This is a genomic window from Arthrobacter sp. SAFR-044 (assembly GCF_051965175.1).
Taxonomy (GTDB): Bacteria; Actinomycetota; Actinomycetes; order Actinomycetales; family Micrococcaceae; genus Arthrobacter.
The window spans coordinates 345,997-365,509 of sequence record NZ_JBQCMK010000002.1 but is presented as its reverse complement, the minus strand read 5'-3'; the positions used below and the strand labels follow the sequence as shown (position 1 = coordinate 365,509).

Genomic DNA, 19,513 nt, shown 5'->3' with positions numbered 1-19,513 from the left:
CAAACCCCGGCGCGTCCCTGTTCCCCGCAGGATTCCCCCGGCAGAATGGGCCCATGGCGCAGCTGATCTACTCCGCAATCATGTCCCTGGACGGTTACACCGCAGACACGGACGGCAACTTCAACTGGTCCGCGCCGGACGAGGAAATCCACGCTTTCGTCAACGACCTGGAGCGGGATGTGGGCACCTACCTCCTGGGCCGCCGGATGTATGAGGTGATGTCGGTCTGGGAAACCATGGACACGCGGGATGAGCCGCCGGTCATCCAGGACTATGCCCGCATCTGGCAGGGGGCGGACAAGGTGGTCTACTCAACCACGCTGGACACCCCCAGTACCCCGAAAACCCGCCTGGAGCGGCAGTTCCTCCCGGAAGCCGTGCGGGACCTCAAGGAGGACAGCGACCGGGACATCAGCATCGGCGGCCCCACCCTCGCGGCGCACGCCCTCAAAGCCGGGCTGGTGGATGAGTGCCAGCTGTTCATCAACCCGGTGGCCGTCGGCGGCGGCCTGCGTTTCCTGCCGGACGGACTGAAGGCACGGCTGGAGTTGCTGGAGGAGCGCCGGTTCGGCAACGGGGTGGTGTACCTGCGTTACCGTGCCCGCTGAACCGCTGCCGTCCCGGCCCGTGGCTGGACCGCGAGCAGGGTGAACAGGAGGGCCACCAGGGCTGTTCCCACCAACAGGAGCAGCCCGATCGAATAGCTGCGCGTCGCGGCGTCGTAGGTTGCGCCCATGACCAGCGGGGGAAAATAGCCGCCCAGGCCGCCCGCCGCGCTGACGATGCCGCTGATGCTGCCCACTTTTCCTGCCGGGGACAGGACACCAACCCACGCGAACACCCCGCCCGTCCCCAGCCCCAGCGCCGCAGCCATGGCAACGAACGTGGCACCTGCGGGAACCTCGCCGTCGGGCCGCAGGTTCACCACCCAGCCCAGGACCGCGACGGCAGCCAGCGCCACGAGCACCACGGGCTTGGAGCCCAGCTTGTCCGCCAGCACCCCGCCAACGGGACGGGCCAGGACGGCGGCCAGGGCAAATCCGGCCGTCCGGGCGCCGGCGCCGGCAGGATCGAAGCTGTAGACGTCGCGCAGGTAGGTGGGCAGGTAGGTGGCGAACGACACGAAGCCACCAAAGACAACTGCGTACAGGAAGCACATCTTCCACGTGACGGCCGTCCTGGCCGCGTCCAGGAGTTTGGGCAGCACGGGCGCGTGGTTGGGGGCCCAGCCCGGTGATTCCTTCATGACAAACCAGACCAGTGCCGCCATCGCGGCCAGGACCCCGGCGATCAGCAGGTGGGTGGGAAAGTACCCGATCGCGGCCACCAGCCGCGGATTCAGGAAAGCAGCCAGCGCCGTCCCGCCCATGCCGGCGCCAAAGACGCCGGTGGCGAAGCCCCTGCGTGCCGGTTCGTACCAGGCACTGACGAACGGGATCCCCACGGCGAACACCGTCCCCGCCACGCCGAGCAGCAGCCCCGCCCCCAGCACCAGCGCAAAGGAACTGATGAGGCCGCCCACGGACACCAGGAGGATGGGCGGGATGGCGGCCAGCAGGACAAAGGTGAACATGGCCCTGCCGCCGTACTTGTCCGTGAGCGTGCCCACTACGATCCGTCCCAGCGAACCGACGAACACCGGCATGGCCACCAGGATCCCCGTGGTGGCCGGCGTCAGGGACAGGTTCTGGGTGTAGAAGGCACCCAGTGTGGCCACCGAGTTCCACGCCCAGAATCCTGCCACCGACGCCGCCGTGGCCAGCGCCAGGTTCAGCGCCCTGCCGGTCACTGGCGTTGAGGTTGTTCCGGCCACTGCTTGCTCCTCACCACATCATCCAAAACGCACCGCCGGTCAGCGGTTGCGCGTGTCCCTGTCCGGCGTGCCCACGGCGGACCAGCCCCGGCCCTTGGTCTCCCTGTCCCGTGACCGGTAAACGATGTATGGGCGGAACAGGTAGTGCAGGGGCGCGGTAAAGGCGTGCACCAGCCGCGTGAACGGCCAGATGACGAACAGCGCCATCCCCACCAGCGTGTGCAGGTGGAAGGAGAACGGCGCGGCCGCCATCGCCGCAATATCCGGCTGGAAGATAAACAGCGACCGGAACCACGGCGCCACCGTTTCCCGGTAGTTGTGCCCGTGTTCGCCCTCGAACACGCTGGCCAGCGTGGTCCACAGGCCAAACACGATGGCAGCAGTCAGCACCACATACATGGTCTTGTCGTTCTTGGTGGTGGCCATGAACACCGGCCCCGTGGTGCGCCGCCGGTAGATCAGCAGCGCAATTCCGCCCAGCGTTCCCACACCGGCGATGCCGCCCACCAGCAGGGCATTGAAGTGGTAGAACTCCTGGCTCATGCCCGCCGCCGCCGTCCAGGCCATCGGAATCACCAGGCCGAAGAAATGCCCGGCGATGACGGCCAGCAGCCCGAAGTGGAACAGCGGGGAAGCGATCCGCAGGAGCCGGGATTCATACAGCTGGGAGGACCTGGTGGTCCAGCCGAACTGGTCGTACCGGTACCGCCACACCAGCCCGCCCACCAGCACCACCGCCATGACGTAGGGCAGCACGCCCCACAGGACGGTGTCCCAGGTGTTAACGACGACGGCGGCTCCCGGCTCCGTCTCGAGCATCGCCCCGAGTGCCCGCATGGTCAGCCCCTCCTGACGGGCAGCAGCCGCGGGTCATAGGGGTCGAGCCCCACGCTTTCGGTGGGTGGTCCGTATCCGGCCATGCGCATCACTTCCTGCTCGTCCTGCGGTGACTTTCCGGGCAGCGTGGCGCAGATGGCCGCCAGGATCCCGCTGTGCGGCAGGTTGTCCCGCAGCAGCCCGAGCCGGAGCATCTCAAGGCTGGCCCGGTAGCGCTGCAGCAGTTCGCGTCCGGCGGCCCCATCAACCCGGGCCGCGAATTCCAGCACCATGGGCAGGTAGTCCGGGAGTTCCCCGTCCAGGTCCACCAGGACACCGCTGTGCCGGTAGGCCTCCTTGAAGAGGCCCAGCACTTCTCCGCGGCGGCGGGTGTCCCCGTCCGTCCAGTAGCTCAGGTGCAGGGCATGCCGCCTGCCGAGGTCGAATTCCCGGACGTACTGGGCCTGCAGTTCCATGGGCGGGGTGGCTGCCAGCAGGTCCAGCACCGGCGCGAACCCGGGCAGGGCGCCGGGAAATTCGGACAGCGCGGCCCGGACCAGGGGAACCCGCTCCACCAGTTCCTCGTCCGGGTAGGACAGGCACCAGGCCGCGGCAAGGTAGACCACCTGGTCGCGGCGGGTCATGGCTGGCCGGTTCACTGTTGGTCCTCGGCACCGGCAAGGGTGTCCGGGGCCGGGCCGCCGTCCGGGGAATGCCTGTCCGGGTAATCCTTGTCCGGGAAGAGTCCGGGAGGTGCGCCGCGGCCATCCCAGTTCAACAGGTTCACCCTCCCGCGCAGGCTTGTTCCTGCCGCGATGGTGTCCGAGCTCTGCCGGTCCCGCAGCGCGTTGAACGTGTCCACGGCCACCGGGACGGGCCTGCCGCTCGCCTCGCCGAACGGTGCTGAATCCTGCATGCCCGGTCCGCCGTCGAAATCCAGCGAACAGCCCAGCTCCTCCAGGTCGTGGGCCTGCTCCACGTGGGCTGTGGGAATGACGTAGCGCTCGCTGTACTTGGCGATGGCCATCAGCCGGTACATGTCGTACATCGTCTGCCCGTCCATGCCCACCGCCTCCGGGATGGACTCGTCGGGGTCCTCGCCCATGCTGATGCCGCGCATGAAGGAACGCATGGCCGCAAGCTTCCGCAGGACGGCGGTGACCCGTTCCGTATCCCCGGCGGTGAAGAGTTCGGCGAGGTACTCCACCGGGATCCGGAGGGCGTCGATGGCGCCGAACAGGTTGCCGGTGTCCTCGCCGTCGTGGCCCTGGTCCCGCAGCAGGTCCACCACCGGGGAGAGCGGCGGCACGTACCAGACCATGGGCATGGTGCGGTACTCCGGGTGCAGCGGCAGCGCCACCTTGTAGACCTTGGCCAGGGCGTAGACGGGGGACCGGCGGGCCGCGTCCAGCCAGTCCTCCGGGATGCCCTGCGCCCTGGCCTCGGCCTGGACGCGCGGGTCGTGGGGGTCCAGCAGCACATCCATCTGGGCGTCGTAGAGGTCCTGCGGGTCGGTGACGGACGCTGCCGCAGTGACGGCATCGGCGTCGTACAGGAACAACCCCAGGTAGCGCAGCCGGCCCACGCATGTTTCGGAGCAGACGGTCGGCAGGCCAACCTCCACGCGGGGGTAGCAGAACGTGCACTTCTCGGCCTTGCCGGTCTTGTGGTTGAAGTAGATCTTCTTGTAAGGGCAGCCGGTGACGCACTGGCGCCAGCCGCGGCAGCGGTCCTGGTCCACCAGCACGATCCCGTCCTCCACCCGCTTGTAGATGGCGCCCGACGGGCAGGACGCCATGCAGGACGGGTTCAGGCAGTGCTCGCAGATCCGGGGCAGGTAGAACATGAAGGTCTGCTCATAGGCGAACTTGATCTTGTCCTCTGACTCGCGCCGGACCTTCTCCACGATGGGATCCAGGTGGCCGTGGTCCTGCGAGCCGCCCAGGTTGTCATCCCAGTTCGCGGACCAGGTGATCTTAGTGTCTTCACCGGTGATCAGGGACTTGGGCCGGGCCACGGGGAAGTCGTCGCCCAGGGGTGCGTCCACCAGGGTCTTGTAGTCGTAGGTCCAGGGCTCGTAGTAGTCCTTGAGCTCCGGCTGGACAGGGCTGGCGAAGATGCCGAACAACTTCTTGACCCTGCCGCCGACCTTCAGCGTCAGCTTGCCGCGGCGGTTCAGGGTCCAGCCGCCGTACCAGCGGTCCTGGTCCTCATAACGGCGGGGGTAACCCTGCCCGGGCCGGGTCTCCACGTTGTTGAACCACACGTACTCCATGCCGGCACGGTTGGTCCATGCCTGCTTGCAGGTCACGGAGCACGTGTGGCACCCGATGCACTTGTCCAGGTTCATCACCATGCCCATTTGGGCCATCACACGCATCAGTACTGCACCTCCTGCGAGCGGCGGCGCACCGTGGCCACCATGTCGCGCTGGTTTCCGGTGGGGCCAAGGTAGTTGAACGCGTACGCCAGCTGCGCGTAGCCGCCGGCCAGGTGCGAGGGTTTCACCAGCAGCCGGGTCACGGAGTTGTGGATTCCGCCGCGCCGGCCGGTCGCCTCCGATTTCGGGACATCGATGGTGCGTTCCTGGGCGTGGTGGACGTAGACCACGCCTGCCGGCATGCGGTGGCTGACGATCGCGCGTGCCACCAGGACGCCGTTGACGTTGGTGCACTCCACCCAGTCGTTGTCCCGGACCTTGATGGCGTCGGCGTCGGCCGGGCTCATCCAGACGGTCGGTCCGCCGCGGGACAGGGACAGCATCAGCAGGTTGTCCTGGTATTCGGAGTGGATGGACCACTTCGAGTGCGGTGTCAGGTACCTGACCGTCACCTCCATGGCGCCGTCCGAGCCGAGCCGCGGTTCGCCGAACAACCGGTGCATGTCCAGCGGCGGCCGGTAGATGGGCAGGGCCTCGCCGATGTCGATCATCCAGTCGTGGTCCAGGAAGAAATGCATCCTGCCGGTGAGGGTGTGGAAGGGTTTGAGCCGTTCGATGTTGATGGTGAACGGGGCGTACCGCCGCCCTCCGGTCTCGGAGCCGGACCACTCCGGGGACGTGATCACGGGGACCGGACCTGCCTGGGTCTGGGCGAAGGTGATGAACTTTTCCTCCGAGCCCTCCGCCAGGTCCGCCAGCTTCCTTCCGGTGCGGACCTCCAGGTCCTTGAAGCCCTGCACGGACAAGGCGCCGTTGGTGGTGCCGGAGAACGCCAGGATTGCTTCCGCCATTTTTGAATCGGTGTCCATGGCCGGCCGGCCGTCCGCCGCGCCGCCCAGCATCACGCCGTTGGCATGGCTGAGGCGGGCCAACGGTTCGGCCATTTTGTAGGTGACATTCTTGACGGTGAAGCCCAGTTTGTCGGCCAGGGGCCCGACGGCGGCGAGCTTGTCCGCGATGGCCGTGTAGTCCCGCTCCACCACGGAAAAGACGGGCATATTCTGCCCCGGCACCGCAGGGATGTCCGGGTCCCGCCAGTCGCGGACCCGGCCGCCGGGCTGGGCGAGCTGGCCCGGGGTGTCGTGCTGCAGCGGGATGCTGACGAGGTCGCGGCGGACGCCCAAGTGGGTTTTTGCCTGCCGGGAGAATTCCCGGGCCAGGAGGTGGAAGGTGTCGAAGTCCGTCTTGGTTTCCCACGGCGGGTCGATTGCGGGGCTGAAGGCGTGCACGAACGGGTGCATATCCGTGGAGGAAAGGTCATGCTTTTCGTACCAGGTGGCGGCCGGGAACACGACGTCGGACAGCAGCGTGGTGGACGTCATCCGGAAGTCGGCGGAGACCAGGAGGTCCAGTTTCCCCTCCGGCGCTTCCTGGTGCCAGGCCACGTCCCGGGGCTTGAGTTCCTCTGCGCTGTCCCCGCCCAGGACGTTGTTGTGGGTTCCCAGCAGGTTGCGGAGGAAATACTCGTTGCCCTTCGCGGATGAACCGAAGAGGTTGGACCGCCACAGCACCAGGGTCCGCGGCCAGTTGGCCGGGGCGTCCACGTCCTCGATGGCAGGGTTGAGGGAGCGGTTCTTCAGCGCTTCGGCGATGTAGGAAGGTGCGTCGGCGGCGGTCCCGGCGGCCACGGCGGCCTCCGCCTCATCGGCCACGTCCAGGGGGTTGCGGTCGAACTGCGGGTAGAAAGGCATCCAGCCCAGCCGGGCGGACTGGGCGATGGCGTCCGCCGTGTGCATGCCGTCCAGCTTTCCGGTGGACAGAGGGGATTTGAGGGCGTCGGCGGAGTACCCGTCCTGCCGCCACTGGTCCGTGTGCATGTACCAGTAGCTGGTGCCGGTCATGGTCCGCGGCGGCCGTGACCAGTCCAGGGCATTGGCCAGGGACACCCAGCCGGTGATTGGCCGGGTCTTTTCCTGGCCCACGTAGTGCGCCCAGCCCCCGCCGTTGCGGCCCATGCAGCCGGTGAGCATCACCAGGGCCAGCACCGCCCGGTACGTGGTGTCACCGTGGAACCACTGGCAAATGCCCGCGCCCATGATGATCATGGAGCGGCCCTGCGACTGCTCTGCATTGCGGGCGAACTCCCGAGCCACCCGGATGCAGGCCTGGGCAGGGACGCTGGTGATCTCCTCCTGCCAGGCCGGTGTGTAAGGGGTGGCGGCGTCGTCGTAGCCGGCCGCCCACTCGCCGGGCAGGCCGTCCCTGCCCACGCCGTACTGGGCAAGCATCAGGTCGAACACGGTGGTCACCAGCTGGCCGTCCACCTCCATGACCGGGACACCCCTGCGGAGGATGCTGCCTTCGCCGCCTGCGTCCTCGAAACAGGGGAGCAGGATTTCGGCGCTCTCCCCGGACACTTCCCGGAGGGACAGGGCGGGCTCCATCCCCTCAAGGTCCAGGTTCCACTTGCCTTCGCCGCTGCCCGAGTACCGGAACCCCATCGACCCGTTGGGGACCGCCGGCCGCCCCGCGGCCTTGTCGAACAGGACGGTGCGGAACGCCGCATCCTCAGCCGTGGACTCCCCGGGGACGTCGAGGGCGGTGAGGAACTTCGACGGCGTGAGGGCGCCGTCGTCGGTCTTCTCCAGCCTGACCAGGAAGGGAAGGTCCGTGTACTGCTTCACGTAGTCGGTGAAGAACGGCACCTGCCGGTCCACGAAGGATTCCTTCAGCATGACGTGGCCCATGGCCATGGCCAGTGCAGCATCGGTTCCGGCCTGCGCCGGGAGCCATTCGTCTGCGAATTTGGTGTTGTCCGCGTAGTCGGGGCTGACGGTGACCACCTTGGTGCCGCGGTACCGGACCTCGGTCATCCAGTGCGCATCCGGGGTGCGCGTGACCGGAACGTTGGAACCCCACATCATGAGGTAGCGGGCGTCCCACCAGTCTCCGGATTCGGGAACGTCGGTCTGGTCGCCGAACACCTGGGGGCTGGCGACGGGAAGGTCGGCGTACCAGTCGTAGAAGGACGTCATCACCCCGCCGATGAGCTGGATGAAGCGGGTCCCCACCGCGTGGGACACCATGGACATGGCCGGGATGGGGGAGAAGCCCGCGCAGCGGTCCGGGCCGTACGTTTTGATGGTGTTCACGTGGGCTGCGGCGGCAATCTCGATGGCTTCCTGCCAGGAGACGCGCACCAGGCCGCCCTTGCCGCGGGCCTGCTGGTAGCGCCGCCGCTTTTCCGGGTCGGCAGCGATCTCTGCAAAGGCCAGCACTGGATCGCCCAGCCGGGCTTTGGCCTCCCGGTACATCTCCACCAGGACTCCGCGGGCATATGGAAAGCGGACGCGGGTGGGGGAGTAGGTGTACCAGGAAAAGGCCGCCCCGCGGGGACAGCCTCTTGGTTCATACTCCGGGCTGTCCGCGCCCACGGACGGGTAGTCCGTCTGCTGCGACTCCCAGGTGATGATGCCGTCCTTGACGTACACCTTCCAGGAGCACGAACCGGTGCAGTTCACCCCGTGCGTGGAGCGGACCACCTTGTCATGGCTCCAGCGGTCGCGATAAAAGATGTCACCCTTGCGGCCGCCCTCCCGGAACACCGCCCTGCCGTCCTCTGTCTGGTCCCACCTCGTGAAGAAACGGCCCAGCTTCAACATTGCTTCTGATGCGGGTCCATCTAGCCCCGCATGGGGTCCGGCAGCCATGCCCCCAAGCTAGGCAGGCGCTTTAAAGGCGGGATAGGGCACAAAGGCCCTGTTCAGGGCCAAATGGCTTCAGCGTGCAGGTGCCGGGAAGGCAGAATGGGTGCATGACACGCATCGCCATCATCGGCGGCCACGGCAAAGTGGCCCTTCTCCTGTCCGCACTCCTCACCGGCGAGGGCCACTCCGTCACCTCGTTCATCCGCAATCCGGACCACGCCGGCGACGTCGCCGGCACCGGCGCAACGCCGGCCGTGCTGGACGTGGAGAATTCGACGACCGAGGCCATCGCCGGGGCCCTCGCCGGACACGACGCCGTGGTCTGGTCCGCCGGCGCAGGGGGCGGCAGCCCGGAGCGCACCTACGCCGTGGACAGGGATGCCGCCATCCGCTCCATGGATGCCGCTGTCCAGGCCGGGGTGAACCGGTACGTCATGGTGTCCTACTTCGGTGCCGGTACGGACCACGGGGTGCCGGAGGACAACAGCTTCTTTGCGTACGCGGAGGCCAAGGCGGCAGCGGACGAGTACCTGCGCGGCACCGGGCTGGCCTGGACCATCCTTGGCCCTGGCGCACTGACGGACAAGCCCGGAACGGGACTGATCGACGTCGACCCTTCGCCGGAAGGGGACCGGGACACCTCCCGTGCCAATACGGCCATCGTGGCAGCAGCCGTGCTGGACCTGCCCCAGACCGCCGGCCGGACCATCGAATTCCGCGACGGCACGCTGCCCGTGGCGGCGGCCCTGGAACCGCGCCCGTAACCGCCGGGGAAGCGGCTCATGGACCAGCTCGCCCTCATCATCGGACTGCTGCTGGCCACGGTGGTGGCTGTGGGCCTGGGGGACAGGCTGAAGCTGCCGTACCCGGTCCTGATGCTCCTCCTGGCAGTGGCGCTGACCTTCATCCCGGGCTTTCCTGACCTGGAGATTGCCCCAGAGCTCATCCTGCCCATCTTCCTGCCGCCATTGCTGTTTGCCACCGCCCAGCGGAGTTCGTGGGCGGTGTTCCGGGTCCGGTGGCGCACGCTGCTCCTGATGGCCGTGGCCCTGGTGGTCATCACCACGGCGGTTGTGGCCGGCGCGGCGTGGCTGATGATTCCCGGCATAGGGGTTCCCGCGGCCATCGCCCTCGGGGCCATGGTGGCGCCCCCGGATCCTGTGGCCGTGGAGTCGGTGGCGGGCCGGGTGCACATGCCGCGCCGCCTGATCACGGTCCTTCAAAGCGAGGGACTATTCAACGACGCCGCCGCCATCGTGATCTTCCAGGCGGCCGTGGCCGCCGCCGTGGGCGGCACCAGGGTGCAGGCCGACGTCGTCCTGCAGTTCCTGGTGGGCGCGGCACTTGCCGTCCTGGTGGGCATCGCCATGGGCTGGCTGATCGCCCTGGTCACCCGGCTGGTCACATCCATGGTGGCCCGCAGCGCTGTGACCCTGGTGGTGCCTTTCGCCGCGTACATCCTCGCCGAGGAGGTGCACGCCTCAGGTGTCATTGCCGTGGTGGTGACCGCCCTTGAAATGCAGCGCCACGCCCGCCCGCAGGACGCGGCCGAACGCGTCACGCGGACTGCTTTTTGGGATGTGGTGGAACTGCTGGTCACCGGGCTGGCCTTCGGCCTGGTGGGGCTGGAAATCCGCCATGTGGTCCGCGATGAGGGGACGGAAATCTTCGGCATGATCGGGGTGGCCGTCGTGGTCTGCGTCCTGGTCTTCGCGGTCCGCTTCCTGTGGCTGGGTGTCCTGGCCCTTGGCGCCCGCAACCGCCGGAACCTCCTGCAGCCCACGTCCCTGAAGGAAGTCCTCATCCTGACCTGGTGCGGCATGCGCGGGCTGGCCACCCTGGCATTGGCCCTGGCCCTGCCGCTCACCCTGGCGGATGGGACGCCTTTCCCGGGCCGGGACTACCTGCTGGTGATTGCCTGCGCGGTGCTGCTTGCCACGCTGGTCCTTCCCGGGCTGACGCTGCCGTGGTTGATGCGTTTCCTCAAGGCCTCCGAGGACGGTACAGCCGAACGCGACGCCGTCCGGCTGCTGGCCACACGTGCGCAGGCAGCGGCGGTCGCGGCCCTGAAGCAGCACGACCTGATGACGGACCTGCCGCCGGAGAAAGTGGCGCTGGTCAGGGACCGGATGCGGCGCCTGCACGCGGAGCTGACGGACGGGAGCCTGAGGAACGAACCGCTGGCAGAAAAGCGCCAGCGGGGACGTGAGCTGGCCATCGCCGTCCAGACCATCGCGCTTGACGCGGCGCGGCAGGAAGTGGTGGCGGCCCGCAACGAGCCGGACATGGACCCGGAGGTGGCGGACCGGGTGCTCCGTCAGCTGGACCTGCGGACCATGGTCATGCCGGAGTAACGGGTTCAGGCCGGAGTAACGGGCCCCGCCAGCACCAGGTCCAGCGAGTTCCCCTCCACATAATCGAGGGCGCGGCGCACGGCGCCCACCGTCACGATGGAATCGCCCAGCGGGGATACTGCCACGCGTGCGGGGGTGGCAGTGTATTCAGCCAGGCGCTCGCTGATGGGGTCAAGGAGCACGTGGGCCGAATCTGCCACCCCGCCGCCGATTACCACCAGCTCGGGGTTGAGCATGGTGGCCACGGTCCCCACCACCCGGGCCATCCTGTCCGCCAGCCGGTCCAGGATGCCCATCGCCACGGCATCGCCTTGGGCTGCGGCGGCGAAGACCTGCTCTGCCTCCACCCGCCCGGGCTGGACGTCACGGAGGGCTGTGGGGCTGTCCGTGGCCAGGGCTTCGGCCGCCCAGGTCCGGGCCAGGTGGGCAATGCCATAGGTATCGCCCACGCCTTCCACCAGGTTCAGGTACGCGAGCTCCCCGGCACTGCCCCGCGTTCCGTGGACCAGCCGGCCGCCCTCCACAATGCCAGAGCCCAGCCGCTCACTGGCCAGGATCACCACCACATCTTCAATACCCGCGGCTGCCCCCTGCCAGCGGTCACCCAGGGCCGCAAGGTTGGCGTCGTTTTCCAGCAGCACGGTCCAGCCGCGGGTTTCCTTGAGGGCCGGCCGCAGTCCCACGTCGAACAGCCCCCAGAATGTCTGCGTGGCCACTACGTCCCCGTGCCGGTCCACCGGCGCGGCGACCCCCGCGCACACGGCCAGCACCTGTCCTGGTTCCGCTCCTGCGGAGCCAAGGGCGGCCATGGCCACGCCGTCGATAAAGGCGGTGCGTTCCCGGGAGTTGACGTCCCCGGCCTGGAAGGGGCGGCTGGACCGGCCAAGGGTCTTGCCCCGGAGATCCGATACCACCGCGGTGACTTTGGAGTAGCCGATGTCCATGCCCAGCACCACGCCGGCCCGCTCATTGAGCTCGAATCGGCGTGCCGGGCGGCCCTTCCGGTACCCGCCGAACTCCCGCTGGTTCTCCAGCTCCTGGATCCAGCCCCGCCGGACCAGGTCCTCGCAGACAGCGATGGTGGTAGCCCGCGTCAGGCCGGTGGCAGCCATGACGTCGGTGACGGTCACCGCTCCCGAGGCGCGCATGAACTCCAGGACAGCGCCGGCACTGACCCGCCGCAGCAGCTGGGGAGTCGCCGGAACCGGTTCAGGCATGCTGTTGACCTTCCTGTCCAAAACACCAGATAATACTTGAGGAAGTAAATTTAGACTCAATATAAATATAGCCGCACTGAAGAAAAGGGTCAGTCCTTGTCCACCACCGCCACTCTGGCAACCCTGTCCGACTCTGACCGTCTGGCCGACCCCAACTGGTGGCGCCAGGCCTCCGTCTACCAGATCTACCCCCGCAGCTTTGCCGACTCCAATGGCGACGGCATCGGCGACCTGAAGGGCATCACCGCCAAGGTCCCGTACCTCAAGACGCTGGGCATCGACGCCGTGTGGCTGAGCCCGTTCTACCCGTCCGCGCTCGCCGACGGCGGCTACGACGTGGACGACTACCGGGACGTCGACCCCAAGCTGGGTACCCTGGCTGACTTTGACGAGATGGCCAAGGCACTGCACGAAGCCGGCATCAAACTGATCGCGGACATCGTCCCCAACCATTCCTCCGACCGCCACAAGTGGTTCCAGGAGGCGCTTGCGTCCCCCAAGGGCTCCCCGGCCCGCGACCGCTACATCTTCAGGGACGGCAAAGGCCCCAACGGTGAGTTCCCGCCGTCGGACTGGGACTCGGTGTTTGGCGGCCCGGCGTGGGAGCGCATCACCGAACCCGACGGCACCCCCGGCCAGTGGTACATGCACATCTTCGCCAAGGAACAGCCGGACCTGAACTGGTCCAACCGCGAAATCCGCGACGACTTCCTCAAGACCCTGCGTTTCTGGTCCGACCGCGGAGTGGACGGTTTCCGCGTTGACGTGGCACACGCCCTCACCAAGGACCTCACCGAGCCGCTGCTCTCCAAGCTTGAACTGAGCGCCGCCAACACCGGCGTTGACGGATTTGACGACGGCACGCACCCGTTCTGGGACCGCGACGAAGTGCACGAGATTTACGCCGAATGGCGCGAGGTCTTCAACGAGTACAACCCGCCGCGCACCGCCGTCGCCGAAGCCTGGGTGCACGCCACCCGGCGTGCCCGCTACGCCAGCCCCCAGGGCCTCGGCCAGGCGTTCAACTTCGACCTCCTTCAGGCTGATTTTGACGCCGCCGAATACAAGGAAATCATCACCCGCAACCTCGCCGAGGCCGCGGCCACCGGCGCCTCCTCCACCTGGGTGTTCTCAAACCACGACGTGGTGCGGCACGCCACCCGCTATGGCCTGCCGCAGGTAGCCAAGGAAAAGGCCGGCGCCAAGGGCCAGGACGGCAAGGACTGGCTGCTCGCCGGCGGCCCCAAGGACCAGTTGGACGTCGAGCTCGGTGAACGGCGCGCCCGCGCCGCCACTCTGCTGATGCTGGCTGTTCCCGGCTCCGCGTACCTCTACCAGGGCGAGGAGCTGGGCCTGCAGGAAGTGGCCGAGATTCCCGAGTCGGAACGCCAGGACCCGTCCTTCTTCCGTAACAAGGGCGTGGAGATCGGCCGCGACGGCTGCCGGGTCCCACTGCCCTGGAAGGTGGAAGGTACGTCCTTCGGCTTCGGCGACGGCGGGTCCCACCTGCCGCAGCCCGATTGGTTCAGCAAGTACGCCGTCGAGGCCCAGGACGGAACCGAGGGATCCACGCTGGAGCTCTACCGCAAGGCCCTGAAGCTGCGCCGCGAACTGCTCACCGGTGAAGAGCTGGAGTGGATGGAGAGCGGCAACCCGGACGTCCTGCACTTCAAGCGCCCCAACGGGTGGCAGTCCGTGACCAACTTCGGGAACACCGCCGTGGACCTTCCCGCCGGCACGGTCCTGGTCAGCAGCGCCCCGTTGGAGGACGGCAAGCTGCCGGCCAACACCACCGCATGGCTGCGCTGATCCTGGATCCCGCGGACGCCCGGGCACTGCCGAAGCAGGCTGTCCGGACGGGCGGCCGGGGCTGATGCAGGAAGTCATTTACGGCTGCATGGGGCTGGGCGGCAGTTGGTCTGAGGAACCCCATGGCACCCACCATGTGGAGCAGGCCGCTGCTGCCGTCCAGGCCGCCCTGGACGTGGGCACTACCTTGTTCGACCATGCGGACATCTACCGCGGCGGCAAGTCCGAGGCCGTGTTCGGTGAAGTGCTGGCCGGTACGCAGGGCCTGCGGGAGCGGATCCGGCTGCAGACCAAGTGCGGCATCCGGCTGAACGAGCGCGGCCTGCAGACGCACTACGACCTGAGCCGGGATGCCATCCTGGAACGCGTAAACGGCAGCCTCGAACGGCTCCGCACCGACTATGTGGACATCCTCCTGCTCCACCGCCCGGACCCCCTGGCGGACCCTGCGGAGGTGGGGGCCGCCGTCGGGCAGCTCATGGCCGAAGGCAAGGTCCGGCAGCTGGGTGTGTCCAACATGTCCGCCGCGCAGATCGAAGTGCTTCAGGACCGGCTGGAGACCCCCGTGGTGGCCAACCAGCTGGAGATGAGCCTGCTCAAGCGGGCGTGGCTGGAGAGCCAGGTCCTGGTCAACCATCCGGAACACCTGGACTACAGCTTTCCGCACGGCACGCTGGAGTACTGCACGCGCAACAGCATCACGTTGCAGGCGTACGGCTCCCTGGCCCGCGGCGCCTACACCGGCGCTGAACCGGAAAGCCCCACATCAGCCCGGGCCGCCACCGCGGAACTCGTGGCGCAGCTTGCGGGCCAGTACGGAACGTCCGGCGAGGCCGTCCTCCTGGGATGGCTGATGAAGCATCCGGCTGGGATCGCGCCGGTCATCGGCACGGCCAATCCCGACCGGATCCGGGCCTGCGGCGACGCGGCGCGGGTGGCAGGGGCCCTCACCCGTGCCGACTGGTACAAACTCTGGGTCACCGCACGGGGCAGCAACATCCCCTGAGCCTCCCAACTGCTGCCAGCTACTTTCCGCACCAGGCCGGTCACAACCCGTTTAGTTCGTATTGATCCTCACAAGCGGGCCGTTTTCTTCGCCGTGCCGCTCGCGGGCCGGATACTGTAGAAAGCATGACGTCTACCATCGCCGCCGAAACCGTTAGGCCGGAACGCAATATCCCCGCAGAGATCGCCCGTTCCTGGCTGCTGGTCAATGCCATGAAGCCGGAGCTCTTCGACCAGTCGGCCGTGTCCCGCGCCGATTCGATCATCCTGGATATCGAAGATGCGGTGGACCCCTCGCAGAAGGACCAGGCCCGGAACAACGTCATCGACTGGCTGACGTCCGGCGGCAAGGCCTGGGTCCGGATCAACGACGCCACCAGCCCGTTCTGGGCCGATGACCTTGCCGGCCTGCGCGGCACCCCGGGACTGCTCGGCGTGATGCTCGCCAAGACCGAGTCCGCGGACCAGGTGACCGAGAGCTACCACCGCATGGACGGCAAGACGCCCGTCATTCCGCTGGTGGAATCCGCCTTGGGCATCGAGGAAGCCAACCACATCGCCAAGGCCCAGGGCGCGTTCCGCCTGGCCTTCGGCTCCGGTGACTTCCGCCGCGACACCGGCATGGCCGCCACCCCGGAAGCCATGGCCTACCCGCGCGCCAAGCTCGTCGTCGCCAGCCGCGTGGGCAACCTGCCCGGCCCCATCGACGGCCCCACCGTCGGTACCAACCACCCCATCCTGCGCGAGCAGACCGGCATCACGGTGATGATGGGCATGACCGGCAAGCTCTGCCTGGCCATCGACCAGACCCCGGTGATTAACGAAGTCATCAGCCCCACGCCGTCGGACGTCGCCTGGGCCACCGACTTCATGAACGACTTCGAGGCAAACGGCCGCGTTATCCGTGACGGCTCCGACCTGCCCCGCCTGGGCCGCGCCGAAAAGATCATGAAGCTCGCGGTAGCCTTTGGGGTGCAGCCCGCGCTGTAGCGCCACCCACCACTTCAGGAGACCCCGTGACCGATACCCGCTATCTGGTCCACGGGGTCTTTTGGGATGGTCCGCCTGCTTCAACGCCAACGGACGACGGCGGCCCGGTCCTGCGCCTCCAGTCACCCGAGGGGGACTTCCTGGAGATCAGCCTCAGGGCGGGCAGCCGGCTCGGCTTCAAGGTGGTGGAACCCGGAAGGTTCTGCTTGGGCCACGTCCAGGTCCAGTCAGCAGGCTCCCGCCGCCACATCCTGTGCGGCTCGGCCGCCCCGGCGCTTCGGGGCAAGCAATGCGAGCGGTGCTTCGTGCTGGACGAGTCCCGCCTGATGCACGACTTCCACCGCGGCGGCAGGGTAACCCCTGGCCTGCGGGACTACCTGATGCAGGAACACTGGCTCTACGTGGCCACGTTCGCGGGAGGCGCCACCAAGGTGGGAACGGCCTCCGGCCCACGGAAGTGGAACCGTTTGGCGGAGCAGGGGGCCGCAGTGGCGAGGTACGTTGCGAGGGCGGAGGATGGCCGTGTGGTGCGGGTCCTCGAGGACCTGGTAACTGCCGGGGTTGGGCTGACGCAGCAGGTGCGCTCTGCAGCAAAGGCGGAGGCGCTGCTGCAGCCGCTCCCGGCCAAGGCGCTGGACGCCGTCAATGCCCGCGCGGCCGGTGACGTGCAGGCCCTGCTGGCGCGCACCGCCGTCGACGGCTTCCAGGCTGTGGAGGAGCAGTGGCTGCGGCCCGCGCATGCTGAACCCCTTTACGGAAGGACGCCGCGCCACGCCTACCCGCACGCGCTGGACCAGGGACAGCACGGCTTCAGCATCGCAGCCCTGGGCGGGGCCAACGCGCTGGCGCGGCTGGACGGCACGGACGCCGAATTCGTGGTCAACCTGTCCCGGCTGGCCGCCCGGACCGTCGTGCTGGGGGAGTACGCCTCGGAGGTGCCGGCAGTACAGGAACCCTTGTTCTGAACGTCGGGGTCACGGCCCAGGCCGCCGGGGTGGCTGCGGACTCGGTAGACTTGGACGGTGCTGAACGAATTCTGGGCCACCGCGCCCACCCGCTACAAAGTCCTGGTCTTCAGCGCGATGGGACTGATCGCCGTCGGCATCATCCTTAACCTGGTGGGCAACACCAGCGGCAACCAAGCACTGGCCATGGCTTCCCTTCCCCTCATCGGGCTGGGGCTGGTCCTCCATGTCGTGGGCATCGTGGTCCGCGGCCAGGCGATCCGCAGGAACCTCAAGCGCTAGCTGCCGCCGCGTTCCGCAGGACGTGGCTGCGGGCGTGGTCAACGGCATCCGGCAATTCCTCAAACAGGTGCTTGTGGTGCCGCAGGGAACGGATCACGCCCACGTTGGTCACCAGGTCAAGATGGTCCGGCCGGACGCCCTTGAGCAAAACGGTGATGCCGCGCAGCTCCAGCGCGGAAATCACCTCCACCAGGGCGTGGGCACCGGTGGCGTCGAGCATCCGCAGCTGGGACAACCTGATGATGGCCACCTGAACGTCCTTGACCTGGCTGATCTCCTGGAGGATGCGTTCGGCGGCGCCAAAGAACATCGCCCCATCCAGCCGGAAGAGCGCGATGTGTTCGTCTCCTTCCACCGGGGGACCCGGAATACCCTCGCGCTGGACGCCGCTCAGGGAGGCGAAGGTCCGCAGGGCGAAGAGGGCTGCCGCGGCCAGTCCAATCTGGATGGCAACGATGAGGTCGAATGCCACGGTAATGACCGCCGTGAGCACGAAAACAGCGGCATCTGCCCGCGTGGAACGCAGGATGGCGGTGATGGTGCGCTGCGAGACCATTCGCACCGCAGTGACCATCAGGACCCCGCCAAGTGCTGCCAGCGGGATGCGGCTGACCATTCCGGACGCCAGATAGGTGATGCCCAGCAGTACGACGGCGTGCACAGCTGCGGCCAGGCGGGTCCTCGCCCCGGAACGCACGTTCACCGCCGTCCGCGCAATCGCACCGGTGGCGGGCATCCCGCCGAACAGGCCGGCGGCGATGGAAGCCAGACCTTGTCCCATCAGCTCGCGGTCGGGGCTGTAGGCGCCGGTCGGCCTGCCGTCCGGCCCGGCCATCCCGGCGGCCACCCGCGCCGAGAGCAGTGACTCAATGGCAGCCAGGACGGCGACAGCCACGGCGGGCATCACCAGGCTGCCCAGGGAGGAAAGATCGAAAGCGGGGAGGGCCGGCGCCGGAAGGGAATGCGGCAGTGCACCGATCCGCGGGACGTCCAGCTGCAGGATTTCGGCAGCGGCCGTCGCTAGGAGGACCGCCAGCAGGCTGGCTGGAACGGCGCGGAACAGCTTCTGCACCAGGACCATCACGACGGCGACTCCCGCCACGAGCGCGAGCGTCAGCAGGACCGTCGGAGCGGCGGAGCCCGCTGCCGCCTCCACCGCGGCCAGGAGGGTGTTGTGCCCCGGGGTGCCTGACGTTCCCGTGGCCAGCGGAACCTGCTGGAGGAAGATGATGGCGGCGATTCCCAGCGTGAAGCCCTCAACCACCGGCCAGGGAATGAAGGCCACGGCCCGGCCCAGGCCACTGAAGCCGAGGGCGCAGACCAGCAGCCCTGCCATCAATGACAAAAGGGCAACGCTCCCGACACCGTGGACCGCCACCACGGGTGCCAGCACCACCACCATGGCGCCCGTGGGCCCGGACACCTGCACGGGGGACCCGCCCATGACGGCCGCCACCATGCCGGCCACGATCGCCGTGATGAGGCCTGCTTCGGCGCCCACCCCGGAGCTGACGCCGAACGCCAGGGCCAGCGGCAACGCCACAATGCCCACGGTGATCCCGGCCAGCAGGTCGGTGCGCCACGTGGCGGCGAGCCCGGCGTAATCCTTCCGGGACGGAAGGAACCGGGTGAGCCCCCTGGGGGCCGTGCCGGAGGCAGCGACAGTATTCGCGGTCACGAGGCCGACCCGCCGGCCAGGTGGTCCGCCGGGAGCTGCTGCGCAAGCCGGAGCTGCTCGTTGGAGCCAGCCAGGCTGTCCAGGAGGAAGGTCCGGGCAATGGCCAGCAGCTGCGACACCCCCGGGTGGGCGAGTTGGTACGTCACCGCGTTGGCACTGCGTACCGAGGTCACCACCTTGTGCTTCCGCAGGGTGGCCAGGTGCTGGGAAAGGTGGGAGGCCTCCAGCCCGGTTTCTGCCAGGAGGTAGCTCACCGGCGCAGACTCCTGCGGCGCCGCGGCCAGCAGTTCAAGGATCCGGATCCTGGCAGGGTGGGCCAGCCCCTTGAACAGGTTCGCTTTGATCTCGTAGAGCGGGGCTTGGGCGGAAGACAGCATCAGACGGAGCGCTCCTGTGCGCGATGGCCGCCCGGAATGACCGCGGGCAGCGGATTGATGGAATGATGAATCCATCATATCATTGCGCCCTGCGCCTTTTGAAGGGGGTGGCAGCGATAG

The 19,513-nt window shown here is 67.9% G+C and carries 16 protein-coding genes; 8 read left to right on the top strand and 8 right to left on the bottom strand.

Going from position 1 to position 19,513, the window contains the following annotated elements; translation table 11 throughout:
* Positions 1-53 precede the first annotated feature (53 nt).
* Positions 54-608 carry a dihydrofolate reductase family protein gene (locus ACTHQS_RS04445; protein ID WP_440166410.1) on the top strand — a complete coding sequence of 185 codons (555 nt, stop codon included), beginning with the start codon at positions 54-56 and terminating at the stop codon, positions 606-608.
* On the opposite strand, the gene ACTHQS_RS04440 is transcribed toward ACTHQS_RS04445, so the two are convergent.
* The 5 genes from ACTHQS_RS04440 to ACTHQS_RS04420 are packed head-to-tail and all read right to left on the bottom strand — an operon-like array spanning position 593 to position 8,719.
* Positions 593-1,813 carry an MFS transporter gene (locus tag ACTHQS_RS04440; RefSeq protein WP_440166408.1) on the bottom strand — a complete coding sequence of 407 codons (1,221 nt, stop codon included), beginning with the start codon at positions 1,811-1,813 and terminating at the stop codon, positions 593-595. The genes ACTHQS_RS04445 and ACTHQS_RS04440 overlap by 16 nt on opposite strands.
* A gap of 39 nt (positions 1,814-1,852) precedes the next feature.
* The gene (gene narI / locus ACTHQS_RS04435) at positions 1,853-2,650 is read right to left on the bottom strand and encodes a respiratory nitrate reductase subunit gamma (protein WP_440166406.1); all 798 of its coding nucleotides are present in this window, start codon (positions 2,648-2,650) and stop codon (positions 1,853-1,855) included.
* Between the two features lie 2 nt (positions 2,651-2,652).
* Positions 2,653-3,273 carry a nitrate reductase molybdenum cofactor assembly chaperone gene (gene narJ, locus ACTHQS_RS04430; RefSeq protein ID WP_440166667.1) on the bottom strand — a complete coding sequence of 207 codons (621 nt, stop codon included), beginning with the start codon at positions 3,271-3,273 and terminating at the stop codon, positions 2,653-2,655.
* Between the two features lie 11 nt (positions 3,274-3,284).
* Positions 3,285-5,009: a nitrate reductase subunit beta gene (gene narH / locus ACTHQS_RS04425; RefSeq protein WP_440166404.1), complete on the bottom strand. Its 1,725-nt coding sequence runs from the start codon at positions 5,007-5,009 to the stop codon at positions 3,285-3,287.
* Entirely contained in the window at positions 5,009-8,719 is a 3,711-nt protein-coding gene (locus tag ACTHQS_RS04420) for a nitrate reductase subunit alpha (RefSeq protein WP_440166402.1), read from the bottom strand. The genes narH and ACTHQS_RS04420 overlap by 1 nt, the downstream gene beginning before the upstream one ends.
* A 104-nt stretch (positions 8,720-8,823) precedes the next feature.
* On the opposite strand from ACTHQS_RS04420, the gene ACTHQS_RS04415 reads away from it, so the two are divergent.
* Both ACTHQS_RS04415 and ACTHQS_RS04410 read left to right on the top strand, forming a co-directional pair.
* Positions 8,824-9,480 (top strand): SDR family oxidoreductase, encoded by a 657-nt coding sequence (locus ACTHQS_RS04415; protein WP_440166400.1) that lies wholly within the window; start codon positions 8,824-8,826, stop codon positions 9,478-9,480.
* Between the two features lie 18 nt (positions 9,481-9,498).
* The gene (locus ACTHQS_RS04410; protein ID WP_440166398.1) at positions 9,499-11,070 is read left to right on the top strand and encodes a Na+/H+ antiporter; all 1,572 of its coding nucleotides are present in this window, start codon (positions 9,499-9,501) and stop codon (positions 11,068-11,070) included.
* A 5-nt stretch (positions 11,071-11,075) separates the two neighbouring features.
* Here ACTHQS_RS04410 and ACTHQS_RS04405 read toward each other — a convergent pair whose 3' ends face one another.
* Entirely contained in the window at positions 11,076-12,287 is a 1,212-nt protein-coding gene (locus ACTHQS_RS04405) for an ROK family protein (RefSeq protein WP_440166395.1), read from the bottom strand.
* 96 nt (positions 12,288-12,383) lie between these two features.
* Between ACTHQS_RS04405 and ACTHQS_RS04400 the strand changes: the two genes are divergently transcribed.
* The 5 genes from ACTHQS_RS04400 to ACTHQS_RS04380 all read left to right on the top strand — a co-directional run bounded on the left by ACTHQS_RS04400 (position 12,384) and on the right by ACTHQS_RS04380 (position 17,338).
* Complete coding sequence (locus ACTHQS_RS04400; protein ID WP_440166393.1) at positions 12,384-14,096, top strand: glycoside hydrolase family 13 protein; 1,713 nt, start codon at positions 12,384-12,386, stop codon at positions 14,094-14,096.
* A gap of 64 nt (positions 14,097-14,160) precedes the next feature.
* On the top strand, positions 14,161-15,102 hold the full coding sequence (locus ACTHQS_RS04395) for an aldo/keto reductase (protein ID WP_440166391.1): 942 nt from the start codon (positions 14,161-14,163) through the stop codon (positions 15,100-15,102).
* A gap of 125 nt (positions 15,103-15,227) precedes the next feature.
* Complete coding sequence (locus tag ACTHQS_RS04390; RefSeq protein WP_440166389.1) at positions 15,228-16,091, top strand: HpcH/HpaI aldolase/citrate lyase family protein; 864 nt, start codon at positions 15,228-15,230, stop codon at positions 16,089-16,091.
* Positions 16,092-16,117: 26 nt separating this feature from the next.
* Positions 16,118-17,056, top strand: a complete 939-nt coding sequence (locus tag ACTHQS_RS04385) for a DUF2797 domain-containing protein (protein WP_440166387.1) — start codon at positions 16,118-16,120, stop codon at positions 17,054-17,056.
* Positions 17,057-17,113: 57 nt separating this feature from the next.
* The gene (locus ACTHQS_RS04380; protein WP_440166385.1) at positions 17,114-17,338 is read left to right on the top strand and encodes a DUF3188 domain-containing protein; all 225 of its coding nucleotides are present in this window, start codon (positions 17,114-17,116) and stop codon (positions 17,336-17,338) included.
* Here the strand turns inward: ACTHQS_RS04380 and ACTHQS_RS04375 are convergent.
* Both ACTHQS_RS04375 and ACTHQS_RS04370 read right to left on the bottom strand, forming a co-directional pair.
* Complete coding sequence (locus ACTHQS_RS04375; protein ID WP_440166383.1) at positions 17,328-19,016, bottom strand: SulP family inorganic anion transporter; 1,689 nt, start codon at positions 19,014-19,016, stop codon at positions 17,328-17,330. The two genes, ACTHQS_RS04380 and ACTHQS_RS04375, sit on opposite strands and share 11 nt — an antisense overlap.
* Positions 19,013-19,393, bottom strand: coding sequence for an ArsR/SmtB family transcription factor (locus ACTHQS_RS04370; RefSeq protein ID WP_440166380.1), 381 nt, complete (start codon positions 19,391-19,393; stop codon positions 19,013-19,015). Before ACTHQS_RS04370 ends, ACTHQS_RS04375 begins: the two co-directional genes overlap by 4 nt.
* Between the last annotated feature and the right edge of the window lie 120 nt (positions 19,394-19,513).